We start from the raw sequence: 17,858 nt of genomic DNA on the forward strand, positions 1-17,858 counted from the left end.
CCGCCGGCCGGTGCGGGGCCCCGACCGCCGCAGCCGGCGCGGCCGGGGCCCCGCACAGGCGCCGCCCCCGGGCCGCCCGCCGGCCCGAGCGGGAACGGACCGGCTCCGCTGGGACGGTTCCTGGCCAAGGCCGCCGCCGTCACGGCCGGGCTGACCGCCGCCGGCGCGGTGTTCGGGCTGGTGCGCGACCAGACCATCGCGCACCTCTTCGGGGCCGGGCACGACAGCGATGCCTTCCTGATCGCCTGGACCGTGCCCGAGATGGCCTCGACGCTCCTCATCGAGGACGCCATGGCACTGCTGATGGTGCCCGCCTTCAGCCACGCCCTGGCCCGGCGGGCCGCCAGCCGAGCCGGCCTCACCCGCAAGGAGGCCCGCGCGCAGGAACCCGTACGACTGCTGGTCGCGGCCACCCTGCCGCGGCTCGCCGTCCTCCTGGCCGCCGTCGCGACCGTGCTCGTCCTGGCCGCACCGCTGGTCGTCGGCATGCTCGCGCCCGGCCTGCCCGACCCGGAACTGGCCGTCCAGTGCACCCGGCTGACGGCCCTGACCGTGGTCTCCTTCGGGATCGCCGGGTACTTCAGCGCGGCGCTGCGCGCGCACCGGTCCTTCGTACCGCCCGCCGCGATCTACGTCTCGTACAACGTCGGCATCATCGCCACCATGGTCGCCCTCCACACCCTGTGGGGGGTGCGGGCCGCCGCCGCCGGGGTCGCGGCCGGCGGACTGCTGATGGTCCTGGTCCAACTGCCCGCCTTCGTGCGCAACGTCGGCTTCGGACCGTCCCGCGCCAAGGGCGCGCCGCGCGTCCGGCGCGACCGGGACCGGCCCACCCTCCTCGCCTTCGGGTTGATCGCCCCGGTCATCTTCTTCGCCGTCTTCCGGCAGTCGCAGGTGCTGGTCGAGCGGTTCCTCGCGGCCTCCCTGCCCCCCGGGGCCATCTCGCACCTCAACTACGCGCAGAAGGTCGCGCAGATGCCGATGGTCCTCTCGCTGATGATCTGCACCGTCACCTTCCCCGTCGTCGCCCAGGCCATGGCCGGCGGGGAGCGGGAGAAGGCCCGGCGCCGCGTCGAGCAGGACCTCGCGCTGGCCTCCCTCGCCGTCCTCATGGGCGCGGCACTCGTCATCGGGTACGCGCCCCAGATCATCGAGGTCCTCTTCGAACGCGGTGCCTTCAGCCACCGGGACACCCTCGCCACCGCCTCGATCATGCGGGTCTACGGACTCGGACTGCTCGGCCACTGCCTCGTCGGGGCACTGTCCCGGCCCTTCTTCTCGACCGCCCGGCCCACCTGGTTCCCGGCGTTCGCGATGGGCGCCGGACTGCTCGTCAACGTCGTGGCCGGAGCCCTCGCCGTCGGCCGGTGGGGCACGTACGGCATCGCCGGCGCCAACGCCGCCGGCATCTCCACCACCGCCGTGCTGCTGCTCACCGGCCTCGGCTCCCGGATCATCGCCATCCACGTCCGCCGGGTCGCCGTCAGCGTCGGACGGCTGGCCGTGGCCGCCGCGGCCGCCTGCGCCACCGGCTGGATCGCCGGCCCGATGATCCCCGACCCGATGCTCAGCGCCGCCCTCGGCTGCCTGCTCGTCCCGGCCATGTTCGGAGCCACCGGCATGGCCATACGCACTCTCGAAGTCACCGCCCTGCCCGGTCAGATCTCCCAGCTCACGCAGAGGTTCCGCAATGTCCGCTGACACCGACACGGCGCCCGCCGCCATGGCGGCCCCCACCCGGGGGACCGCGTCCCCGTGGGTCCTGATGTACCACTCGGTCGCCGAGTTCACCGATCCCGCCGAGGACCCGTACGGGATCACCGTGACCCCCCGTGCCCTGGAGGCGCAGCTGCTGTGGCTGCGCGCCCGCAGGCTGCGCGGGGTGTCGGTCGGGGAGCTGCTCCGGGCCCGCGCGGCCGGTCGCGGCGCGGGCCTGGTCGGGCTCACCTTCGACGACGGCTACACCGACTTCCTGACCCGGGCGCTGCCCCTGCTGCGCCGCTACGACTGCACGGCGACCCTCTTCGTCCTGCCCGGGCGGCTCGGCGTGGACAACGTGTGGGACCCGCTGGGGCCGCGCAAGTCCCTGCTCACCGCCGAGGGGATCCGCGAAGTCGCAGGCGCCGGGCAGGAGATCGGCTCGCACGGCCTGCTCCACCAGGACCTCACGGCGGCCTCCGACGACGTCCTCCAGCAGGAGCTGCGCGGTAGCCGCGACCTGCTGCGCGAGCTGACCGGCACCCTGCCCCAGGGCTTCTGCTACCCGTACGGGCACCTCGACGCCCGGGTCGTCGAGGCGACCCGGGCCGCCGGGTACGGCTACGCCTGCGCCATCGACCCGGGGCGGCTCGCGGGCCCGCACGCCCTGCCCCGTACGCACGTCAGCCAGGCCGACGGCGGGGCCCGGCTGCGGACCAAGCAGCTGCGCCACCAGATGCGGGAGCTGCGCCGGACGGTGGTCCGGTGAAGGACATCCAGGTCGATGCGCCCACCGAGGCCGTCGAAGCCGCCAAGGTGCTGCACATCATCACCGGCCTCGGTGTCGGCGGCGCCGAACAGCAACTGCGCCTGCTGCTGCGACACATGCCGATGCGCTGCGACGTGCTGACCCTGACCAACCCCGGCCCGGTGGCCGAGGGGCTGCGCACCGACGGGGTCCGGGTCGTGCACCTGGGGATGCGCGGGAACCGGGACCTGGGGGCGCTGCCCCGGCTGGCGCGCTTCGTCCGGGCCGGCGGCTACGACCTCGTGCACACGCATCTCTACCGGGCGTGCGTCTACGGGCGCCTCGCGGCGCGCCTCGCGGGCGTCCGGGCGACCGTGGCCACCGAGCACTCCCTCGGCGAGCACGAGATCGAGGGCCGCCCCCTGTCGCGCGGGGTGCGGAGGCTGTACCTGGCGAGCGAACGGCTCGGAGCGGCGACCGTGGCCGTGTCCGACACCGTGGCCGCGCGGCTGGAGGGGTGGGGGGTGCCGCCCGAGCGGGTGCACGTCGTACCCAACGGGATCGAAGCCGTCCGCTTCCGCTTCGACGAGGGCGTACGGCGGGCCACCCGGGCCCGGACCGGGCTGCCCGAGCGGGCCTTCGTGGTCGGTGGGGTGGGCCGGCTCGTGCCGGGCAAGCGGTTCGACGTGCTGGTCCGGGCCGTGGCCGCGCTGCCGGGGGCGCACCTGCTGCTGGCCGGGGACGGACCCGAGCGGGCGGCGCTGCGCCGGCTCGCGGCCGAGCTCGGCGCGCAGAACCGGATCCACCTGCTGGGGGAGCGGGACCCCTTGGGCGACAGCCCGGACGGCCGCACCCCCGGTATCCCGGCCCTGCTGGCCGCCATGGACGTCTTCGTCTCGCCGTCGCGGGAGGAGGCGTTCGGACTGGCCGTGGTCGAAGCGCTGGCCGCCGGACTGCCGGTGCTGCACGTGACCTGCCCGGCCATCGACGACCTGCCCGCGATCCAGGCCCCCGGCGCCCGCCGGATCGGTACGGGCACGGAGGAACTGGTCGCGGCGCTGCGCGGCCATATGGAGGCGGGTGCGCGCCGGCTGCCGGCGCCGCCGGTGGTCCGCCGCTACGACATCTCGCAGAGCGCGCGGCAACTCCTGGACGTGTACGCCCTGGCCCTGGCGGGCCCGGACGCCGGGGGGGCCGGCGCGGACGGGGCCCCCGGCGCGGGCGGGGTGTCCGTGCCCGCACCCGGCGCGTCCCGCGCCGGCCACCGGTCCGGGCCGTCCGGCACGTCCGGCACGTCGGGCACGTCCGGCACGTCCGGCACGTCGGGCACATCTGGTGCGTCCGGCACGTCGGGCACGTCCGGTGCGTCCGGTACGGGCGCGAGCCGGGCGGCAGCGGGCGGGCCCGGCTGATCAGTCCCACCCCGGCGGCCGCCCGCGGCGGACCGGCCGGGAACCGAAGGAACTCCCCTCCACGCAGGAAGTGAGCACGTGATGGCCGACACCGCCGACCACAAGAAGTCCGACCGGAGCACCGACCGGAGCACGGACGCCCGGCCGGGCCCGACGCCGGAGCCCACGTCCGACCGCCGCTCCGCCAGGAACCGGCGGCGCAGGCCCTTCCCGCCCCTGTGGTGGCCGCTGCCCGCCTGCGCCCTGCTGGGGCTGGCCGCGGGCGGCGCCTACGGGGTGCTCAAGGCCCCCGAGTACGCCGCCACCAGCTATGTCGTCGCCGTCCCGGACGACACCACCGAACCGGCCACCGCGCTCGGCTTCGCACAGGCCTACGCCCGCATCGCCACCAGCAGTTCCACCCTCGCCTACGCCCAGCCCCGCGCGGGCGTCGGCGTCCGCGAGCTGCGGACCCAGGTGCGCGCCGAGACCTCCCCCGAGTCGCCGATGATCGCCGTCACCGGCACCTCCACGAGCCCGGCGGAGGCCGCCGACATCGCCAACGCCGTGGCCGACGCCCTTTCCCTGAGCAGCAATCAGGCGGCCAAGAACACCGGCGTCCAGCTGCTGCTGTTCAACCAGGCCGTGGCTCCCGCGGACCCGGTCTCCCCCTCCCCGGCGATCAGCGGCGCCGTCGGGATGTGCGCGGGCGGTCTGCTCGGCGGCCTGTGGCTGCTGGCCCGGCCGGCCCGGGGCCGCCGCCAGGAGTCCACCGCCGCGCCGGCCTCCGGGCGGTTGCCCGGGGCGGCCCAGGAGCCCGCGGCCGAGGAGTACGCCTCGCTCCCGGCGCAGGGTGAGCCCATCGAGACCAAGGAGAAGGAGTCCGCGCGATGACCTCGGGCTCCGCCGGGGCCCTGTCGGTGACGCTGTGCCGCGATCCCCGGCAGTTCGCCGCGCTGGAGGAGTCGTGGAACCGGCTCTTCCGCGGTTGCCCCACCGCCACACCCTTCCAGAGCCACGCCTGGCTGCACTCCTGGTGGCTGTCGTACGGCAAGGACGGCAGGCTCCGGCTCGTCCTCGTGCGGCGCGGCGGGGAACTGGTCGGCGCGGCCGCGCTGATGCTCGTACACCGGCCGCTGCCGCTGCTGGTGCCGCTGGGCGGAGGCATCACCGACTACTTCGACGTGCTCGTGGACGCCCAGTACGCGGACCGGGTCGTCCCGGCACTGGCCCGAGGGCTGCACCGGGCCGCCCGGGGCGCGGTCGTCGATCTGCGCGAGGTGCGCCCCGGGGCCGCCGCGGAGGGGCTGGTCACGTACTGGCCGGGCGTCGCCAGCACCCTTACGGACTCCACGTGCATGGAGCTGCCCGCACTGCCCTTCGACGAGCTGGTCAAGCGGATGCCGTCCTCGGGCGCCCAGCGCGTCCGGGCCAAGCTCCGCAAGAGCGACGCGGCCGGGATCGAGGAGCACGAGGTCACCGAGCAGGAGGTGCCGCGCGCCGTGCGGACCCTGCTGCGGCTGCACGAGAAGCAGTGGCGCGGGCGCGGGGTGACCCCCGAGCACCTGCGGCCCCGCTTCGCCGAACACCTGACCCGGGCCACCCGGCGGATGGTGCGGACGGGCGAGGGGCGGCTGACGGAGTTCCGGCTGGACGGGAACGTGGTCGCGGCCAACGTCACCCTGCTGTCGGCGGGACTGAGCGGCGGGTACCTGTACGGGGCCGACCCGGACCTGCGCACGCGCAAGGTGGACGTGGCGACGCTGCTGCTGCGCTACGAGGCCGGCCGCGCGCTCGCGGAGGGCCGCCCGGTGGTGAGCTTCCTGCGGGGCAGCGAGCCGTACAAGAACCACTGGCGGCCGGAGACGGTCGTCAACCGGCGGTTCCTGCTGGCCACGACCGCGCTCGCGCCCCTGCTGCGACTGCACGAGTCGCAGGTGGCGGGGCGCGAGCGGGCCGTGGACGCGCTGCGGGAGGCGCTGCCGGCCGCCAGGGACTGGCGGGCGCGGCTCAACGAACTGCGGGTGAGATGAGGCGTCTAGAAGGGCCAGATGCCGTCGCCCTTGGTCCAGTCGAAGGTGAAGCAGACGGACTGGTTGCCGACGAGCTCGGAGAGCCACTCGCCGAAGCTGAGCGGTACGCACCACTGCTTGCTGTTGGCCGGCGGCCGCTGCGGTGGGGGCTTCGGGGTGGGCACCGGCGTGGGCACGAGCGGGCTCGGCGCCACGGGCGAGGGTGTCGGGACCGCCGGCGAAGGCACGGGCACCGGGACCGGTACGGGTCCGGAGGCGTCGGGCGTGCGGCTCGGGGTGACCGGGAACGGGACCACGGGCGTGGGCACGGGGATCACGGGCGTGGGCACGGGGATCGTGGGCACGGGGATCACGGGCGTCGACACCTGCGGGGTCGGGACGGCAGGTGTCGGGACCTCGGGCGTGGGCAGGGCGGGCGTGGGTACGGCCGGTGTGGGTACGACCGGCGTGGGTACGGCGGGCGTGGGGATCTGCGGGGTCGGCACGACGGGCGTCGGGAGGACCGGGGTCGGCACCACCGGCGTCGGGACCACGGGGGTGGGCACCACCGGCGTGGGGACCACCGGCGTCGGGATCACGGGGCCGGGCCCCTCCGGCGTCAGGGCGTCGCGGAACACCTTCGAGGACTGCGGGTTCTGCTTGCACTGCCACACGCCGTGCGGGCAGTAGTCGGTGATGGTGTGGTACAGCGGCTTGTGCTCCGCGATCCATCCCAGCATGCGCCGCACGTACTCCGGATTGTCCCCGCGCCGGAACAGCCCCCACTCCGGGTACGAGATCCGCTTGCCGTGTGCCTTCGCGAAGTCGACGTGGTACTGGAGCCCGAAGGGCTGGGTGATCTGGTCGTCGAAGGTCCGGCCCGGGCTCTGGTCGTACGAGTCCATCCCGATGACGTCGACCACGTCGTCGCCGGGGTAGCACCGGCTCCAGCCGATCGCGTCCGTACCCCTGTTCGGGGCGAAGTCGAACGTGAACGCCTGGCCGGGCACGGAGCGCATCGCGGTGACGACGCGTCTCCAGTACACCTTCCAGTTCTCCGGGTCGGGGGCGCACCGGTGGGTGTACGTGGTGCCGTTCATCTCCCAGCCGAGCACGATCACCGTGTCCGGGACGCCCAGCGACACCAGCCGCTCGGCGAGCCGCTCGAAGTGCAGGTCGAACTGCCCCCGCGCGCCCGCCCGGATCAGCCGCGCGACCTGGCGGTCGGGCACCCGGCCCTCGTTGCGCGCCTGCATGGGCACGTTGAGGACGAACATCCGGTCGTCCTGGGCCCGGCGCCACGCGGCCCAGTCCGCCAGGAAGTCGACGTTCCCCTCGATGCCGGCCCACTGGTCGCCGGGCAGGTAGGTGTGGCCGACCCGGATCTCCTTGCCACCCAGCCAGTGCGAGAGGTGCGGGATCCCGGAGACCCCGGCCGGCCCGAAGTCGAGGTAGGCGCCCACGGCGATGTCGGAGTCGTGGGGCCGGTCCTCCTCCGGGGCCGCGAGCGCGGCCCCGGTCGCGAGCAGTCCGGCCGCGACCGTACCGATGCAGGTGCGCGCCAGTCGGCGGCGTGGTCTGGGCATGGCGTCTCCCGAGCTCTCCTGAATCGGCGTGCTTATCAGAGACGTTACGCATCAGATCTGACGAATGGCCTGTTCGGTGACCGCCGCGTAGGCCATTCGCAGGTGCGTATCTACCCCGCTTGGTCCGACTAGGTGAAAGAACCCGATGCCATGCACGCGTTCGCCAACCACGTGCCCGCCGTTCTGCTCAGACTCGATCGCAACCCGTTCCACCACGGAACCCTCGGCGCCGTCAGATCCCTCGGGCGCAGGGGCGTGGAGGTCCATGCCGTCGTCGAGGCCGGGGGAGGTCCCATGGGGCGGTCGCGCCATCTGCGCGCCGTGCATCCCGGTCCGGTCGGCGGCATCGACCCGGAGGCGCCCGACACGCTGCTGGAGTGCCTGACCGGGGTGTCGGAGCGGATCGGCCGGCCCGCCGTGCTCGTCGCCATGGACGACCTGAGCGCCATCGCCGTGTCCCGGGCCGCACCGATGCTGACGGACCGTTTCCGGATTCCCCATCAGCCCGACGACCTGCCGGCCCGGGTGGCGGACAAGGCCGAGCTGGCGCGGCTGTGTGCGCGGTGGGACGTCCCGCACCCCGAGACCGCGATCCCGGCGAGCGGGGCCGAGGCGGCGCAGGCCGCGTGGCGGCTGGGCCTGCCGTTGGTCGCCAAGTGGAGCCGCCCCTGGCTGCTGCCCGCGGCCGACGGGCTGCGCAGCACCATGCTGGTGCACACCCCGGCCGAGGCGCGCCGGCTCCACGAGCGTTCCGCCGAGGCGGGGAGCCGGCTGCTGCTCCAGCGGTTCCTGCCGGCCGGGACCGACACCGACTGGTTCTTCCACGGCGCCTTCGGGCGGGGCGGCCGTCCGCTGCTCGCGGGGTCGGGCCGCAAGGAGCTGTCCTGGCCGGTGCGCACGGGGCTGACGGCGATGGGGCGCTGGCTGCCGGACCCGGCGGTGGAGGAGGCCGGGCTGCGCCTCGCCGAACGGCTGGGCTACCAGGGGATCCTGGACCTCGACTTCCGCCGGGACGAGCGCGGGGTGTTCCGGCTGGTCGACTTCAATCCCCGGCCGGGCGCGCAGTTCAGGCTGTTCACGGACACGGCCGGACTGGACGTGGTCCAGGCGCTGTACCTGGATCTGACGGGCCAGCGGGTCCCCGAGCCCTCGGGCGGTCCGGGCCGGGTGTTCGTCGCGGAGAACTACGCGCTGCTGGCCGCCGTGCGCCTCGCGGCGGACCGGGTGCGTCCCACCGCCGGCGCGGCCCCGGCGCCCGGCCCTGCGGCGCCCCGCCCTGCGGTGGCCGGGCCGGGGCCGGGGGACGCCGAGGGGCGGAGCCGGGGCGGCGGGGCGGCCGGTCGGCGCCGCGCCGGCGTCGAGGCGGCGTGGTTCGCGGCCGACGATCCGCTGCCTTTCCTGGCCATGCTCGGGGCCTTCCTGCTGCGCGGGCTCGGCAAGGGGCTGCGCATCCTGCGCGGCGTCCCGGCGCGCGGGCGGCGCACCGCCCGCGCGGTGGTCCGGGCGCCCCGGCAGCGCGGGCGGGACCAGCCCCGGCCCGAACCGCGGTCCGCCGCGCTCGCGTCGGCGGCTGCGCCGGAGACGCCGGCGGAGCCGGACGAGTTGGTGACCCGTTGACCGTCGGAGCGGAAGGAGTGGTGTGACCCGGATGGACGACCTCGTGGTGGTCGGTGCGGGCCCGTACGGGCTGTCGATCGCCGCGCACGCGGCGGGCGCGGGGCTCGACGTACGGGTCCTGGGGCGGCCCATGGCCTCCTGGCGGGACCACATGCCCCGCGGCATGTTCCTGAAGTCGGAGCCCTGGTCCTCCAACCTCTCGGCGCCCGACGGCCGGCACACCCTGGCCGAGTACTGCGCCACCCGCGGACTGGCGGCGGAACACGGCACTCCGTTGCCGATCGGCACGTTCAGCGCGTACGGGACGTGGTTCGCCCGGCACGCAGCGCCGGAGGTGGAGGAGGTGACCGTCACGGACGTGACCCCGCAGGGCGAGGGATTTCGCATCCGCACCGCCGAGGGACCGCCGCTGCTCGCCCGGACGGTGGCCCTCGCGGTCGGGGTGATGCCGTTCGTGCACATCCCCCGGGCGCTGCGCGACCTGCCCCCCGACCACTCCTCGCACAGCACCGGCCACCAGGACCTGTCCCGCTTCGCAGGCCGCGAGGTGGCCGTGCTCGGCGCCGGGCAGGCGGCCCTGGAGACCGCCGTGCTGCTGGCGGAGGCGGGCGCCCTGCCCAGCCTGGTGGCCCGGAGCTCCCGGTTGAACTGGAACACCGTCCCGGAGCCCCTGGCCCGGCCCGCGCTGCGGTCCCTGCGCGCACCGCACAGCGGGCTCGGCACCGGCTGGCGTAGCTGGGCCTGGTCGGAGCTGCCCGGGGCGGTGCGGCGGCTGCCCGCCCCCACCCGGGAGCGCATCGTGGCGACCGCGCTGGGCCCGGCCGGCGCCTGGTGGCTGCGGGACCGCTTCGAACGGCAGGTCCCCGCGCTGCTCGGGCACCGGCTGCACCGGGCGGTGGCGGTCGGCGGGCGGATCCGGCTCGGGCTGAGGGCACCGGCCGGTGAGTCCGTGGTCCTGGACACCGCGCACGTCATCGCGGCCACCGGCTTCGCGCCGGACCTGGCCCGGTTGGAGCTGCTCGACGCCGGGCTGCGGGACGGGCTGGCGACCGTGGGGAGCACCGGCGCACCGGAGCTCAGCCTTGGTTTCGAGTCCTCGTGGCCCGGACTGTTCTTCGCGGGGCTGCTGGCGGCTCCCTCATTCGGCCCTTCCATGCGATTCGTGCACGGCGCGGGCTTCACGGCGGGGAGACTGGTGGCAGGAGTCCGCAAGCGCCTCCGCGCCCGGGGCCCGGGGCCGGGTTCCACCGGGGCGACCCGGTGCCTCCGGGCCGCGGCCGGGCATCCGAAGACGTATCTGCGGTGAGATCCGTGACGAGATCCGCGGCGAGATCCGCGGCGAGAGGGGTCCGGGATGAGCGCGGAGCGAGCACAGGGCCGCGGCTGGGTACGCATTCCCGCCAGCCGCACGGAGCAGCCCGCCCCGGTCAGGACGGCCGCGTACGACCACGCCCCGTACGCGGGCGCCCCGCACTCCGCGCAGCCCGCGATCTACCTCTCCCTCGTCAGGCGCTGGCGGGAGGCCGGTCGCACCCTTCCGGGGCATCCTGACGAGGAGTGGGAGCGGCTGGTCTCCCAGCCGTGCTGGCCCGGCCGATAGGTGGTGTGTCTTGGCAGCGGCGGAGCACGACAGACCCGAGCAGGACCGGCGGGCCCCCGTGACCGGGGCCGCGGAGCGGCTCGCCCTGAACGGCATGGGCAGCTTCGAGTGGGACCTGCTCGCCGGGACACTGACCCTGGACGCGGCCGGAATGAGCGTGTTCGACCTGGAGCCGGAGGAGTTCGACGGCACCCCCGAGGGCCTGGGGCTGCGGATCCCTCCCGAGGACAGCGCGCGCCTCGGCGAGGCCGTGGCGACGGTCCTGAACAGCGGCGAGGAGACGTACGGCTCGTACTTCACCGTGCACCGGCGCGACGGCCGCGACCAGTGGACGCACACCCAGGGCCGGGTGCTGCGGGAGGGGACGGGACAGGCCCGGCGGATCGTGGGTATCGTCCGGGACGCGACGGCGGAACTCGCGCAGGCCACGCTGCTGCGCAAGCTGGAGACGGCCCGCGCCCAGCAGACGACGATCGTGCAGCGGACCACGGAGGCCCTGTCGCGGGCGGTGACGGTCGACGACGTCACGGCCACGCTCACCGGGGCCGGCGCGCTGGAGCGGCTCGGCGCGGACGGGCTGGCGCTCGGGCTGGTCGAGGGCGGCACCATGAAGATCATCGCGCTGAGCGGGGAGTCGCTGGACATCCTCAGCGAGCGGCGCTTCACCCGGCTGGACGGTTCGCTGCCGCTGTCGCAGGCAGTGATCAGCAGGCAGGCGCGCTTCGTCACCTCGCTCGCCGCGCTCGGCGACGAGTTCCCGCTGCTCAGCGACTACCTCGACCGCATCCAGTACGACGCGGCCGCCTACCTGCCGTTGATCGCGCAGGCCCAGGCCATCGGCGGGCTGGTCCTGTTCTACCGGCGGCGCAGCGAGTTCAGCCCGGAGGAGCGCAACCTCTGCCTGGGCCTGGCGGGCATCGTGGCCCAGTCGCTCCAGCGGGCGCTGCTGTTCGACCAGGAGCGGGAGTTCGCGACGGGCCTGCAGGCCGCCATGCTGCCGCGCCGGATCCCGGACATCACCGGCGGCGAGATCGCGGTCCGCTACCACTCCGCCTGGAGCGGGCGGGAGGTCGGCGGGGACTGGTACGACGTGATCTCGCTGCCGCGCGGCCGCGTCGGGATCGTGGTGGGCGACGTCCAGGGCCACGACACGCACGCGGCGGCCATCATGGGCCAACTGCGCATCGCGCTGCGGGCGTACGCGGGGGAGGGGCACCCGCCGTCCACCGTCCTCGCCCGGGCCTCCCGCTTCCTCGCCGAGCTGGACACCGAGCGCTTCGCCACCTGCATGTACGCGCAGGTGGACCTGGAGACCGGAGGGGTACGGGCGGTCCGCGCCGGCCATCTCGGCCCGCTGATCCGGCACACGGACGGGCGTACCGGCTGGCCCAACGTGCGCGGCGGACTGCCGCTCGGTCTGGCCACGCTCTTCGAACGGGAGGAGTTCCCGGAGACCCGTCTCGACCTGGTGCCGGGGGAGACGCTGGTGCTGTGCACGGACGGCCTGGTGGAGGAGCCGGGCACGGCCATCACCCAGGGCATGGAGGCGCTCGCCCAGGCCGTGCGCAGCGGCCCGCAGGGGGCGGGGGAGCTCGCCGACCACCTCTTGGACCGGCTGTGGGAGCGCTGGGGCTCCGGGGACGACGTGGCCCTGCTGGTGCTGCGCCGGGCGCCCGACCCGGGAACCCACCGGGCCCCGCGCATCCACCAGTACGTCCACCAGGCGGACCCGGAGGGCCTCTCGGAGGCCCGGTACGCGCTGCGGCAGGCGCTGCGCGACTGGGGGATGCCGGAGCTGGCCGACGACATCGAGCTGGCGGCCGGGGAACTGCTGGTCAACGCCCTGCTGCACACCGACGGCGGGGCGGTGCTGACCATGGAGGTGCTGCCCGAGCCGGTGCGGCGGATCCGGCTGTGGGTCAAGGACCGCTCCAGCGTGTGGCCGCGCCGCCGCACCCCGGGCGAGTCGGCCACGACGGGCCGCGGACTGCTGCTGGTGGACGCGCTCGCCAGCCACTGGGGGGTGGAGTCCCGGGGCGACGGCAAGGCCGTGTGGTGCGAGTTCGACGCCAGGAGCTGGCCGCGGAGCGTCGGGTGACCACCCGCTCACGCCGAATTGTGGCCGGGCCCGGGCGGGGTGATGATGCGGGCTATGGAACGGATCGTGCTGTGCGCAGACTGAGCGGACGCGCCGCGACGGGCATCCTGGCCGTGCTCCTCCTGGCTGCCGGAGTACCGACGGTCGTGGACTGGACGACGGGCCGCCCGCACGCGGACCCCGGGTGCCAGGCGGTGGCGTTCATGTCGATGACGGACGTGTCGCCCGAATGCCGGTAGCGGCGGCTACCGGCCGGGCTCGACGGGTCCGGTCCGACCGGCCGCCCCCAAGCTCACAGGGCAGTACACCTAGCCCCGGGTGATCAGCCGGATCTTCTTGCGGTCCTCCGCGACCGTGTCGACAGAACGCGGCATCAGGCCCGAGAAGTGGATCTCGTTGAGTTGGGCCTCGGCCAGGGCCTCGCCCGGGTGGATCCGCGGGGTGAACCTGAGCGAGCCGGTGGCCTTCCACGCGTGCTCCTTCCCGTCGCACCGAGCCTCCCCGCCACCGAAGGCGAGCCGGGTGCCGCCCTGCTCGACGGCCGCCGCGATCTGGAGCTTCGCTCCGACGGGTGACGGGTTGGTGCAGTGGTACGTGCCGGAGAGGGTGACCGTGCCGTCCTCGTCGAAGTGACCGTGCGACTGTACGGAGATCCCCTGGTCGAAGACGGTGGCCTGGGCGGGATTGGGGAATACCGCCGCGGCGGCCAGTGCCGAGAGCGCTGCAAGGGCGATACGGCTTCCGTGAATACCCATCGTTCCTCCGGGTGAGTGCGGGCGGCGGGATTCCGCCGGAACGCATTGTGCTGGCACACGACGGGCAACTCGCTCCGCGCGCTCGTGTCGGTGTGTGCAATTGCCCGCTCGGGCGCGTGAGACTGGCCGAAATACATTCCGAAGGGTTCCCCCCATGCGCCAGCACGCCGCCCCCGGCCGCCTCCCCGCCCTCGCCGCCGCTCTCCTGCCGCTCCTCCTGCTCGGTGCCACGGCCTGCCAGAACACCCCCGAGGGCGCGGCGCTCGCGCCCGCCGCCGCGCCCGCCGTCGTCGTGGACGACGGCGCTCCCGGGGCCGGGGCGGCGCCGGCGTCCGAGGGGGCTCCGGCGCGGGCGGGCGCGAAGTACGCCCATGTGGGTGAGGCCGTACGGGTGCGCGGCCGCCAGGTCGGCCGGCACCTCCAGATCGTGTTGAACGCGTACGTGGACCCGGCGGTCGGCGTCGAGAAGGACTTCGCCCCGTCCGCCGGTACGCGGTGGGTGGCCGCCTCGATGTCGTTCGTCAACGTGGGCGGGGCCCCGTACGGGGAACTCGGGCGCATGTGGGCGCACGACAGTGCGGGGCAGCGCCACGAGGTGGCGTCCACGGGTGAACTCACGACCGGCAAAGCGCTCGTCTTCGATTCGCTGGAGGTCGGTGAGCGGGCCGAGGGATGGGTGGTGTTCGAAATCCCGGAAAACGCTCGCATCGAACGGCTCCAGTACAGTGACGCGAACGTGCAAGCGAATTCCGGAGAGGGATTCTGGACCGTCTAGCCCGCGCGGGTGAAAGGCCGTGAAGGGCCCCGGGGAGAGACCACTAGGGTGCGGCGCATGACTTCTACTCAAGCCGAAATCGACCGGTCCCAGCTCGGCACCCTTTCGGTGCTCGCCTGGATCGGCGACCCCTCCGAGGCCCACGACATCCCGTACCTCCTCGCCTACACCCTCGGTGACGGCCCGCAGGGCAGGGAGGCCGGCGAGGCGGCGGCCCGCGGGCTGTTGGAGGAGATCGGCCTGCCCATCGGGGACGTCGTCATGGACGGCACTCGCAACCCGGCCGCCTTCCCGGTGCAGGTCCTGCTGGAAGGCAACCAGATCGCGCTCACGCTGCCCGGTATGAACGCCCAGTGCACCGCGCCCGACGAGTGGGTCGCCGCGGCGGACGAGAGCGGCCAGGCGTACTTCCTCTTCGCCACGCGGGCCTGGCCCGAAGCCGTTCCGGGCCGGCCGGTGGACGCGAAGACCCTGCAGGACTTCGCCGGCGACGAGGCCGTCCTGACCGGCAGCGCGCACTGCGTCCTGTCCGTGCGGCGCCTGCAGAAGTAGCCGCACGCCCCCGGACCCGTCCGGGGGCCGCGGGTGTCCGCCACACCACCCGCCCCGGCCGCCGGGCTCCCAGCCCGCCCGGTGGCCGGTCCCCCTGCCGTCCCCGTGGGCGCCGGTCGGGTCAGGGCCGCTCGAAGGTGAACGCGAGCGAGCGGACCCGGTTGTCGAAGTTCGACCCGGCCAGGTCCGGCAGCCCCACCGCGCGGAGCCCGACCGGCCGGGTCAGCAGCTCGCGGAACAGCGCCTTCATCTCGACCCGGGCCAGGTGCGCGCCCAGGCAGTAGTGCGGGCCGCCGCCGCCGAAGCCGAGGTGGGGATTGGGCGAGCGGGTGATGTCGAAGGCGTCGGGGTCCGGGAAGACCGCCTCGTCGCGGTTGGCGGACGCGTAGTACAAAACCACCTTGTCGCCCGGGCGGAAGAGGTGCCCGTCCATGGTGTGCTCGGCGGCGACCGTCCGGCGGAACTGGATGATCGGCGTCGAGTGCCGGATCATCTCGTCCACCGCGCCGTCGGCGTACGCCTCGAAGTCCGAGAGCAGCAGGTCCCGTTGGTCCGGGTGGTCGGTCAGCAGGGTCAGCCCGTGGGTGATGGCGTTGCGGGTGGTCTCGACCCCGGCCACCATCAGCAGGGAGAAGAAGGCGCCCAACTGCCGGGCACCGAGAGCCTGCCCGTCGACGTTCGCGCACACCAGCGCGGAGATCAGGTCGTCGGTGGGGTGCTTGCGCCGCTCCCGGCCGATCCCCGCCACCATCCGCTGCATCCGGGCCAGGGCCCGCAGCCCGCGGCCGGGCACCCGCAGTCGGGCGGCCAGGCCCCGCTCCACGCCGATGTTCTCGGAGGCGTGGTTGACGCGGTCGGCGATCTCGGCCCGGTAGCGCTGCGGGATGCCCATCATGTTGCAGATGACCTCCAGGGGCAGCCGGGAGGCCACCGACGCGACGAACTCGTCCGGCCGCTCGGCCAGTACGTCGTCGACGATGCGGGCCGCGACGGCGTGGACGTCCTCCTCCGCCGCCGCCAGCAGGCGGGGTGTGAACGCCCGCTGGACGATCTTGCGGAGCTGGGCGTGGTCGGGACCGTCCAGATTGACCATCGAGTCCCCGAACAGGGCCCGTACCCACCGGGCCGGCTCGGGCGTGGTCACCCCGGGGGCGCTCGCGAACACCTTCGGGAGCCGGCTCGCTTCCTGGACCTGGGCGTGGCGTACGAGGGCCCAGTGCCCGGGGCCGGACCCCTCGGGGACGAACACGGGGGCGCCGAGGGCGCGCAGGCGGGCGAAGGCCGCGAGACGGTCGGCGGGGGGGCCCGTCCAGAACCCCGGATCGGCCAGATCCCCTCCGGGGTCGGTTCCGGTGCGGGGTGCCGGGAGTGTCATGTCTGCCTCCAGTTGCTGCGCGACGTCCTGCGCTGGAGAACGGCCGGGGCGGCACGGGAGTGACGGTCCGGCGCGCCGCCGTTGCCGGGGAGGCCTCGGACCGCGGCGGCCGCGGCGGTGCGGGTGTGCAGGGTGACGCCGACCGACAGGGGGCGGGGGCGGCCGTACCCTGGAGGCATGAGCACCGCCCCCGCCTCCGACCCGCAGCCGGCGCAGTCCCCGCAGCCCGGGGAGAAGCCCCGCCCGAAGCCCAGGCTGGTCTTCGACGACCCGCTGGACCAGCAGTCCTCGGACGACACCGACCGGGGCTGGGGCGAGCGGCCGGCGGCCGGCGGGAGTGCGGCCGATCTGGCCCGATTCCTCGACGAGAAGCCCCCGCACCACATCTGACCGGCCCGACGGACGCCGCCGCGCCGCCGCCGCCCCGGGCCCGCGCCGGGGCCGCCGCGCGGAGCCGCTCTAGAACGCGTCCCGCGAGCCGGCCTGACCGCCCGCGCCGCCCGGACCCTGCTGGGCCACGAGGGCGTCCCGGATCTCCTTGAGGAGCTCCAGCTCGGTGATCTCCATCGTCTCCTGGACACCTTCCTTGGCCTTGCGCCGGGCCTCCTGCTTGGCGAGGAACTTCGCCATCGGAAGGACCATCAGGAAGTAGACGACGGCCGCCGTGATCAGGAAGGTGAGCGTCGCGTTGAGGACCGACCCCCAGAGGATCTCCACACCCGTGGGCTGGCCGCTCGCGTCGAGGCGGCAGGGGTTCTTGATGCACGACTTGTAGACGTCGAGGTTCTTCGTCCCGATGGCGCCGACCAGCGGACCGATGATCCCCTTGACGATGGAGTTCACGATGTTCGTGAACGCCGCGCCGATGACCACGGCGACCGCGAGGTCGACCACGTTGCCGCGCATCAGGAAGGCCTTGAAGCCCGCCAGGACGCTCTCCTTCTTCTTCTCGCTCACCGATGAGCCTTTCTTTGCATGTGCCGAACTCGGAGTCAACGGTTCCGAAAGCTACGGCAGTCCGGACCCGGCATGTCCAATCGGGGCCCGTCACACGGTGACTTGCCTGCTCGCGCGTGCGATTCAGCACAGTGTCACCGCCAGGCGTGCCGTGGTGCCCGCCCCCACGAGGGCCCGGGCGGTGTCCCGGGGCACGGACAGGACCACCAGCGCCCCGCCGTCCCCAACTTCCTTTTCAGAGACGGGTACTTCGGCGACCAGGGCCCCCGCCGCCACCACGCGGTGCGGCCCGGACCGCTCCGCCGCGACCACGTCGACGCGGTCCCCGGGGCGCAGCAGCCGCACGGTCGCCGCGTCCGCGATGCGCACCGGCGCCGAGACCAACCGCACCACCGCGGGCGGCCGCTTCGCCACGGGCGGCGCCGCGCCCCGGGAGGCCTGCGCCTCGGTCCCGCCGACCGCCAGCGCCGCCGCCACGACGGCCAGCCCGGCCGCCCCGGCCCGCCGCCGGCGCCGCACCGCCCGGCGCAGCCGGTCCCCGCCCCGCCCGACGCGCAGCGGCGGGAACTGCGGCACCGTCCGCGCGGGGGGACACGGAGAAGCCGCACAGGAAGAACGGATCGAAGGGCTCACGGACATGAGGACCACCACCAGCCGAGGAGTGCCGAGCCCGGACCCAGCGCCCGGACACCCC

At 74.5% G+C, this 17,858-nt stretch carries 18 protein-coding genes; 13 read left to right on the forward strand and 5 right to left on the reverse strand.

Going from position 1 to position 17,858, the window contains the following annotated elements; translation table 11 throughout:
• The 5 genes from murJ to ACWFQ8_RS25950 form a co-directional block, all read left to right on the forward strand.
• Positions 1-1,701: murein biosynthesis integral membrane protein MurJ (murJ, locus tag ACWFQ8_RS25930; protein ID WP_453788677.1), on the forward strand; the 1,701-nt coding region annotated here is incomplete at its 5' end.
• Entirely contained in the window at positions 1,691-2,467 is a 777-nt protein-coding gene (locus ACWFQ8_RS25935; RefSeq protein WP_453788678.1) for a polysaccharide deacetylase family protein, read from the forward strand. The genes murJ and ACWFQ8_RS25935, both read left to right, overlap by 11 nt.
• Complete coding sequence (locus ACWFQ8_RS25940) at positions 2,464-3,858, forward strand: glycosyltransferase (RefSeq protein WP_453788679.1); 1,395 nt, start codon at positions 2,464-2,466, stop codon at positions 3,856-3,858. The genes ACWFQ8_RS25935 and ACWFQ8_RS25940 overlap by 4 nt, the downstream gene beginning before the upstream one ends.
• 81 nt (positions 3,859-3,939) lie before the next feature.
• Positions 3,940-4,731, forward strand: coding sequence for a lipopolysaccharide biosynthesis protein (locus ACWFQ8_RS25945; RefSeq protein WP_453788680.1), 792 nt, complete (start codon positions 3,940-3,942; stop codon positions 4,729-4,731).
• Positions 4,728-5,870 (forward strand): GNAT family N-acetyltransferase, encoded by a 1,143-nt coding sequence (locus ACWFQ8_RS25950; protein WP_453788681.1) that lies wholly within the window; start codon positions 4,728-4,730, stop codon positions 5,868-5,870. Before ACWFQ8_RS25945 ends, ACWFQ8_RS25950 begins: the two co-directional genes overlap by 4 nt.
• 5 nt (positions 5,871-5,875) lie before the next feature.
• Here the strand turns inward: ACWFQ8_RS25950 and ACWFQ8_RS25955 are convergent, their stop codons facing one another.
• On the reverse strand, positions 5,876-7,435 hold the full coding sequence (locus tag ACWFQ8_RS25955; protein ID WP_453788682.1) for a glycosyl hydrolase: 1,560 nt from the start codon (positions 7,433-7,435) through the stop codon (positions 5,876-5,878).
• 150 nt (positions 7,436-7,585) lie between these two features.
• Here ACWFQ8_RS25955 and ACWFQ8_RS25960 point away from each other — a divergent pair, with 150 nt between their 5' ends.
• The 5 genes from ACWFQ8_RS25960 to ACWFQ8_RS25980 all read left to right on the forward strand — a co-directional run bounded on the left by ACWFQ8_RS25960 (position 7,586) and on the right by ACWFQ8_RS25980 (position 12,989).
• The gene (locus ACWFQ8_RS25960; RefSeq protein ID WP_453788683.1) at positions 7,586-9,052 is read left to right on the forward strand and encodes a carboxylate--amine ligase; all 1,467 of its coding nucleotides are present in this window, start codon (positions 7,586-7,588) and stop codon (positions 9,050-9,052) included.
• A gap of 31 nt (positions 9,053-9,083) precedes the next feature.
• Positions 9,084-10,358 carry an NAD(P)-binding domain-containing protein gene (locus ACWFQ8_RS25965; RefSeq protein ID WP_453788737.1) on the forward strand — a complete coding sequence of 425 codons (1,275 nt, stop codon included), beginning with the start codon at positions 9,084-9,086 and terminating at the stop codon, positions 10,356-10,358.
• A gap of 48 nt (positions 10,359-10,406) precedes the next feature.
• Positions 10,407-10,652 carry a hypothetical protein gene (locus tag ACWFQ8_RS25970; protein WP_453788684.1) on the forward strand — a complete coding sequence of 82 codons (246 nt, stop codon included), beginning with the start codon at positions 10,407-10,409 and terminating at the stop codon, positions 10,650-10,652.
• A 10-nt stretch (positions 10,653-10,662) separates the two neighbouring features.
• Positions 10,663-12,750 (forward strand): SpoIIE family protein phosphatase, encoded by a 2,088-nt coding sequence (locus ACWFQ8_RS25975; protein WP_453788685.1) that lies wholly within the window; start codon positions 10,663-10,665, stop codon positions 12,748-12,750.
• A 71-nt stretch (positions 12,751-12,821) separates the two neighbouring features.
• Complete coding sequence (locus tag ACWFQ8_RS25980; RefSeq protein WP_453788686.1) at positions 12,822-12,989, forward strand: hypothetical protein; 168 nt, start codon at positions 12,822-12,824, stop codon at positions 12,987-12,989.
• 69 nt (positions 12,990-13,058) lie between these two features.
• On the opposite strand, the gene ACWFQ8_RS25985 is transcribed toward ACWFQ8_RS25980, so the two are convergent.
• Positions 13,059-13,505 carry a DUF6299 family protein gene (locus ACWFQ8_RS25985; protein ID WP_453788687.1) on the reverse strand — a complete coding sequence of 149 codons (447 nt, stop codon included), beginning with the start codon at positions 13,503-13,505 and terminating at the stop codon, positions 13,059-13,061.
• Between the two features lie 154 nt (positions 13,506-13,659).
• Here ACWFQ8_RS25985 and ACWFQ8_RS25990 point away from each other — a divergent pair, with 154 nt between their 5' ends.
• Together ACWFQ8_RS25990 and ACWFQ8_RS25995 are read left to right on the forward strand one after the other, a co-directional pair.
• A complete protein-coding gene (locus tag ACWFQ8_RS25990) occupies positions 13,660-14,280 on the forward strand; it encodes a DUF4352 domain-containing protein (RefSeq protein WP_453788688.1) in 621 nt (206 codons plus the stop codon).
• 57 nt (positions 14,281-14,337) lie between these two features.
• The gene (locus tag ACWFQ8_RS25995; RefSeq protein WP_453788689.1) at positions 14,338-14,832 is read left to right on the forward strand and encodes a DUF5949 family protein; all 495 of its coding nucleotides are present in this window, start codon (positions 14,338-14,340) and stop codon (positions 14,830-14,832) included.
• Between the two features lie 121 nt (positions 14,833-14,953).
• Here ACWFQ8_RS25995 and ACWFQ8_RS26000 read toward each other — a convergent pair whose 3' ends face one another.
• Positions 14,954-16,207 (reverse strand): cytochrome P450, encoded by a 1,254-nt coding sequence (locus tag ACWFQ8_RS26000; RefSeq protein WP_453788690.1) that lies wholly within the window; start codon positions 16,205-16,207, stop codon positions 14,954-14,956.
• A gap of 177 nt (positions 16,208-16,384) precedes the next feature.
• Between ACWFQ8_RS26000 and ACWFQ8_RS26005 the strand changes: the two genes are divergently transcribed.
• Positions 16,385-16,597: a hypothetical protein gene (locus ACWFQ8_RS26005; RefSeq protein ID WP_453788691.1), complete on the forward strand. Its 213-nt coding sequence runs from the start codon at positions 16,385-16,387 to the stop codon at positions 16,595-16,597.
• 69 nt (positions 16,598-16,666) lie between these two features.
• On the opposite strand, the gene ACWFQ8_RS26010 is transcribed toward ACWFQ8_RS26005, so the two are convergent.
• Both ACWFQ8_RS26010 and ACWFQ8_RS26015 read right to left on the reverse strand, forming a co-directional pair.
• Complete coding sequence (locus ACWFQ8_RS26010; protein WP_453788738.1) at positions 16,667-17,113, reverse strand: large conductance mechanosensitive channel protein MscL; 447 nt, start codon at positions 17,111-17,113, stop codon at positions 16,667-16,669.
• A 174-nt stretch (positions 17,114-17,287) separates the two neighbouring features.
• Positions 17,288-17,740: a hypothetical protein gene (locus ACWFQ8_RS26015; protein WP_453788692.1), complete on the reverse strand. Its 453-nt coding sequence runs from the start codon at positions 17,738-17,740 to the stop codon at positions 17,288-17,290.
• Positions 17,741-17,858 lie beyond the last annotated feature (118 nt).

The sequence above is a fragment of the Streptomyces sp. NPDC055254 genome, from assembly GCF_053606025.1.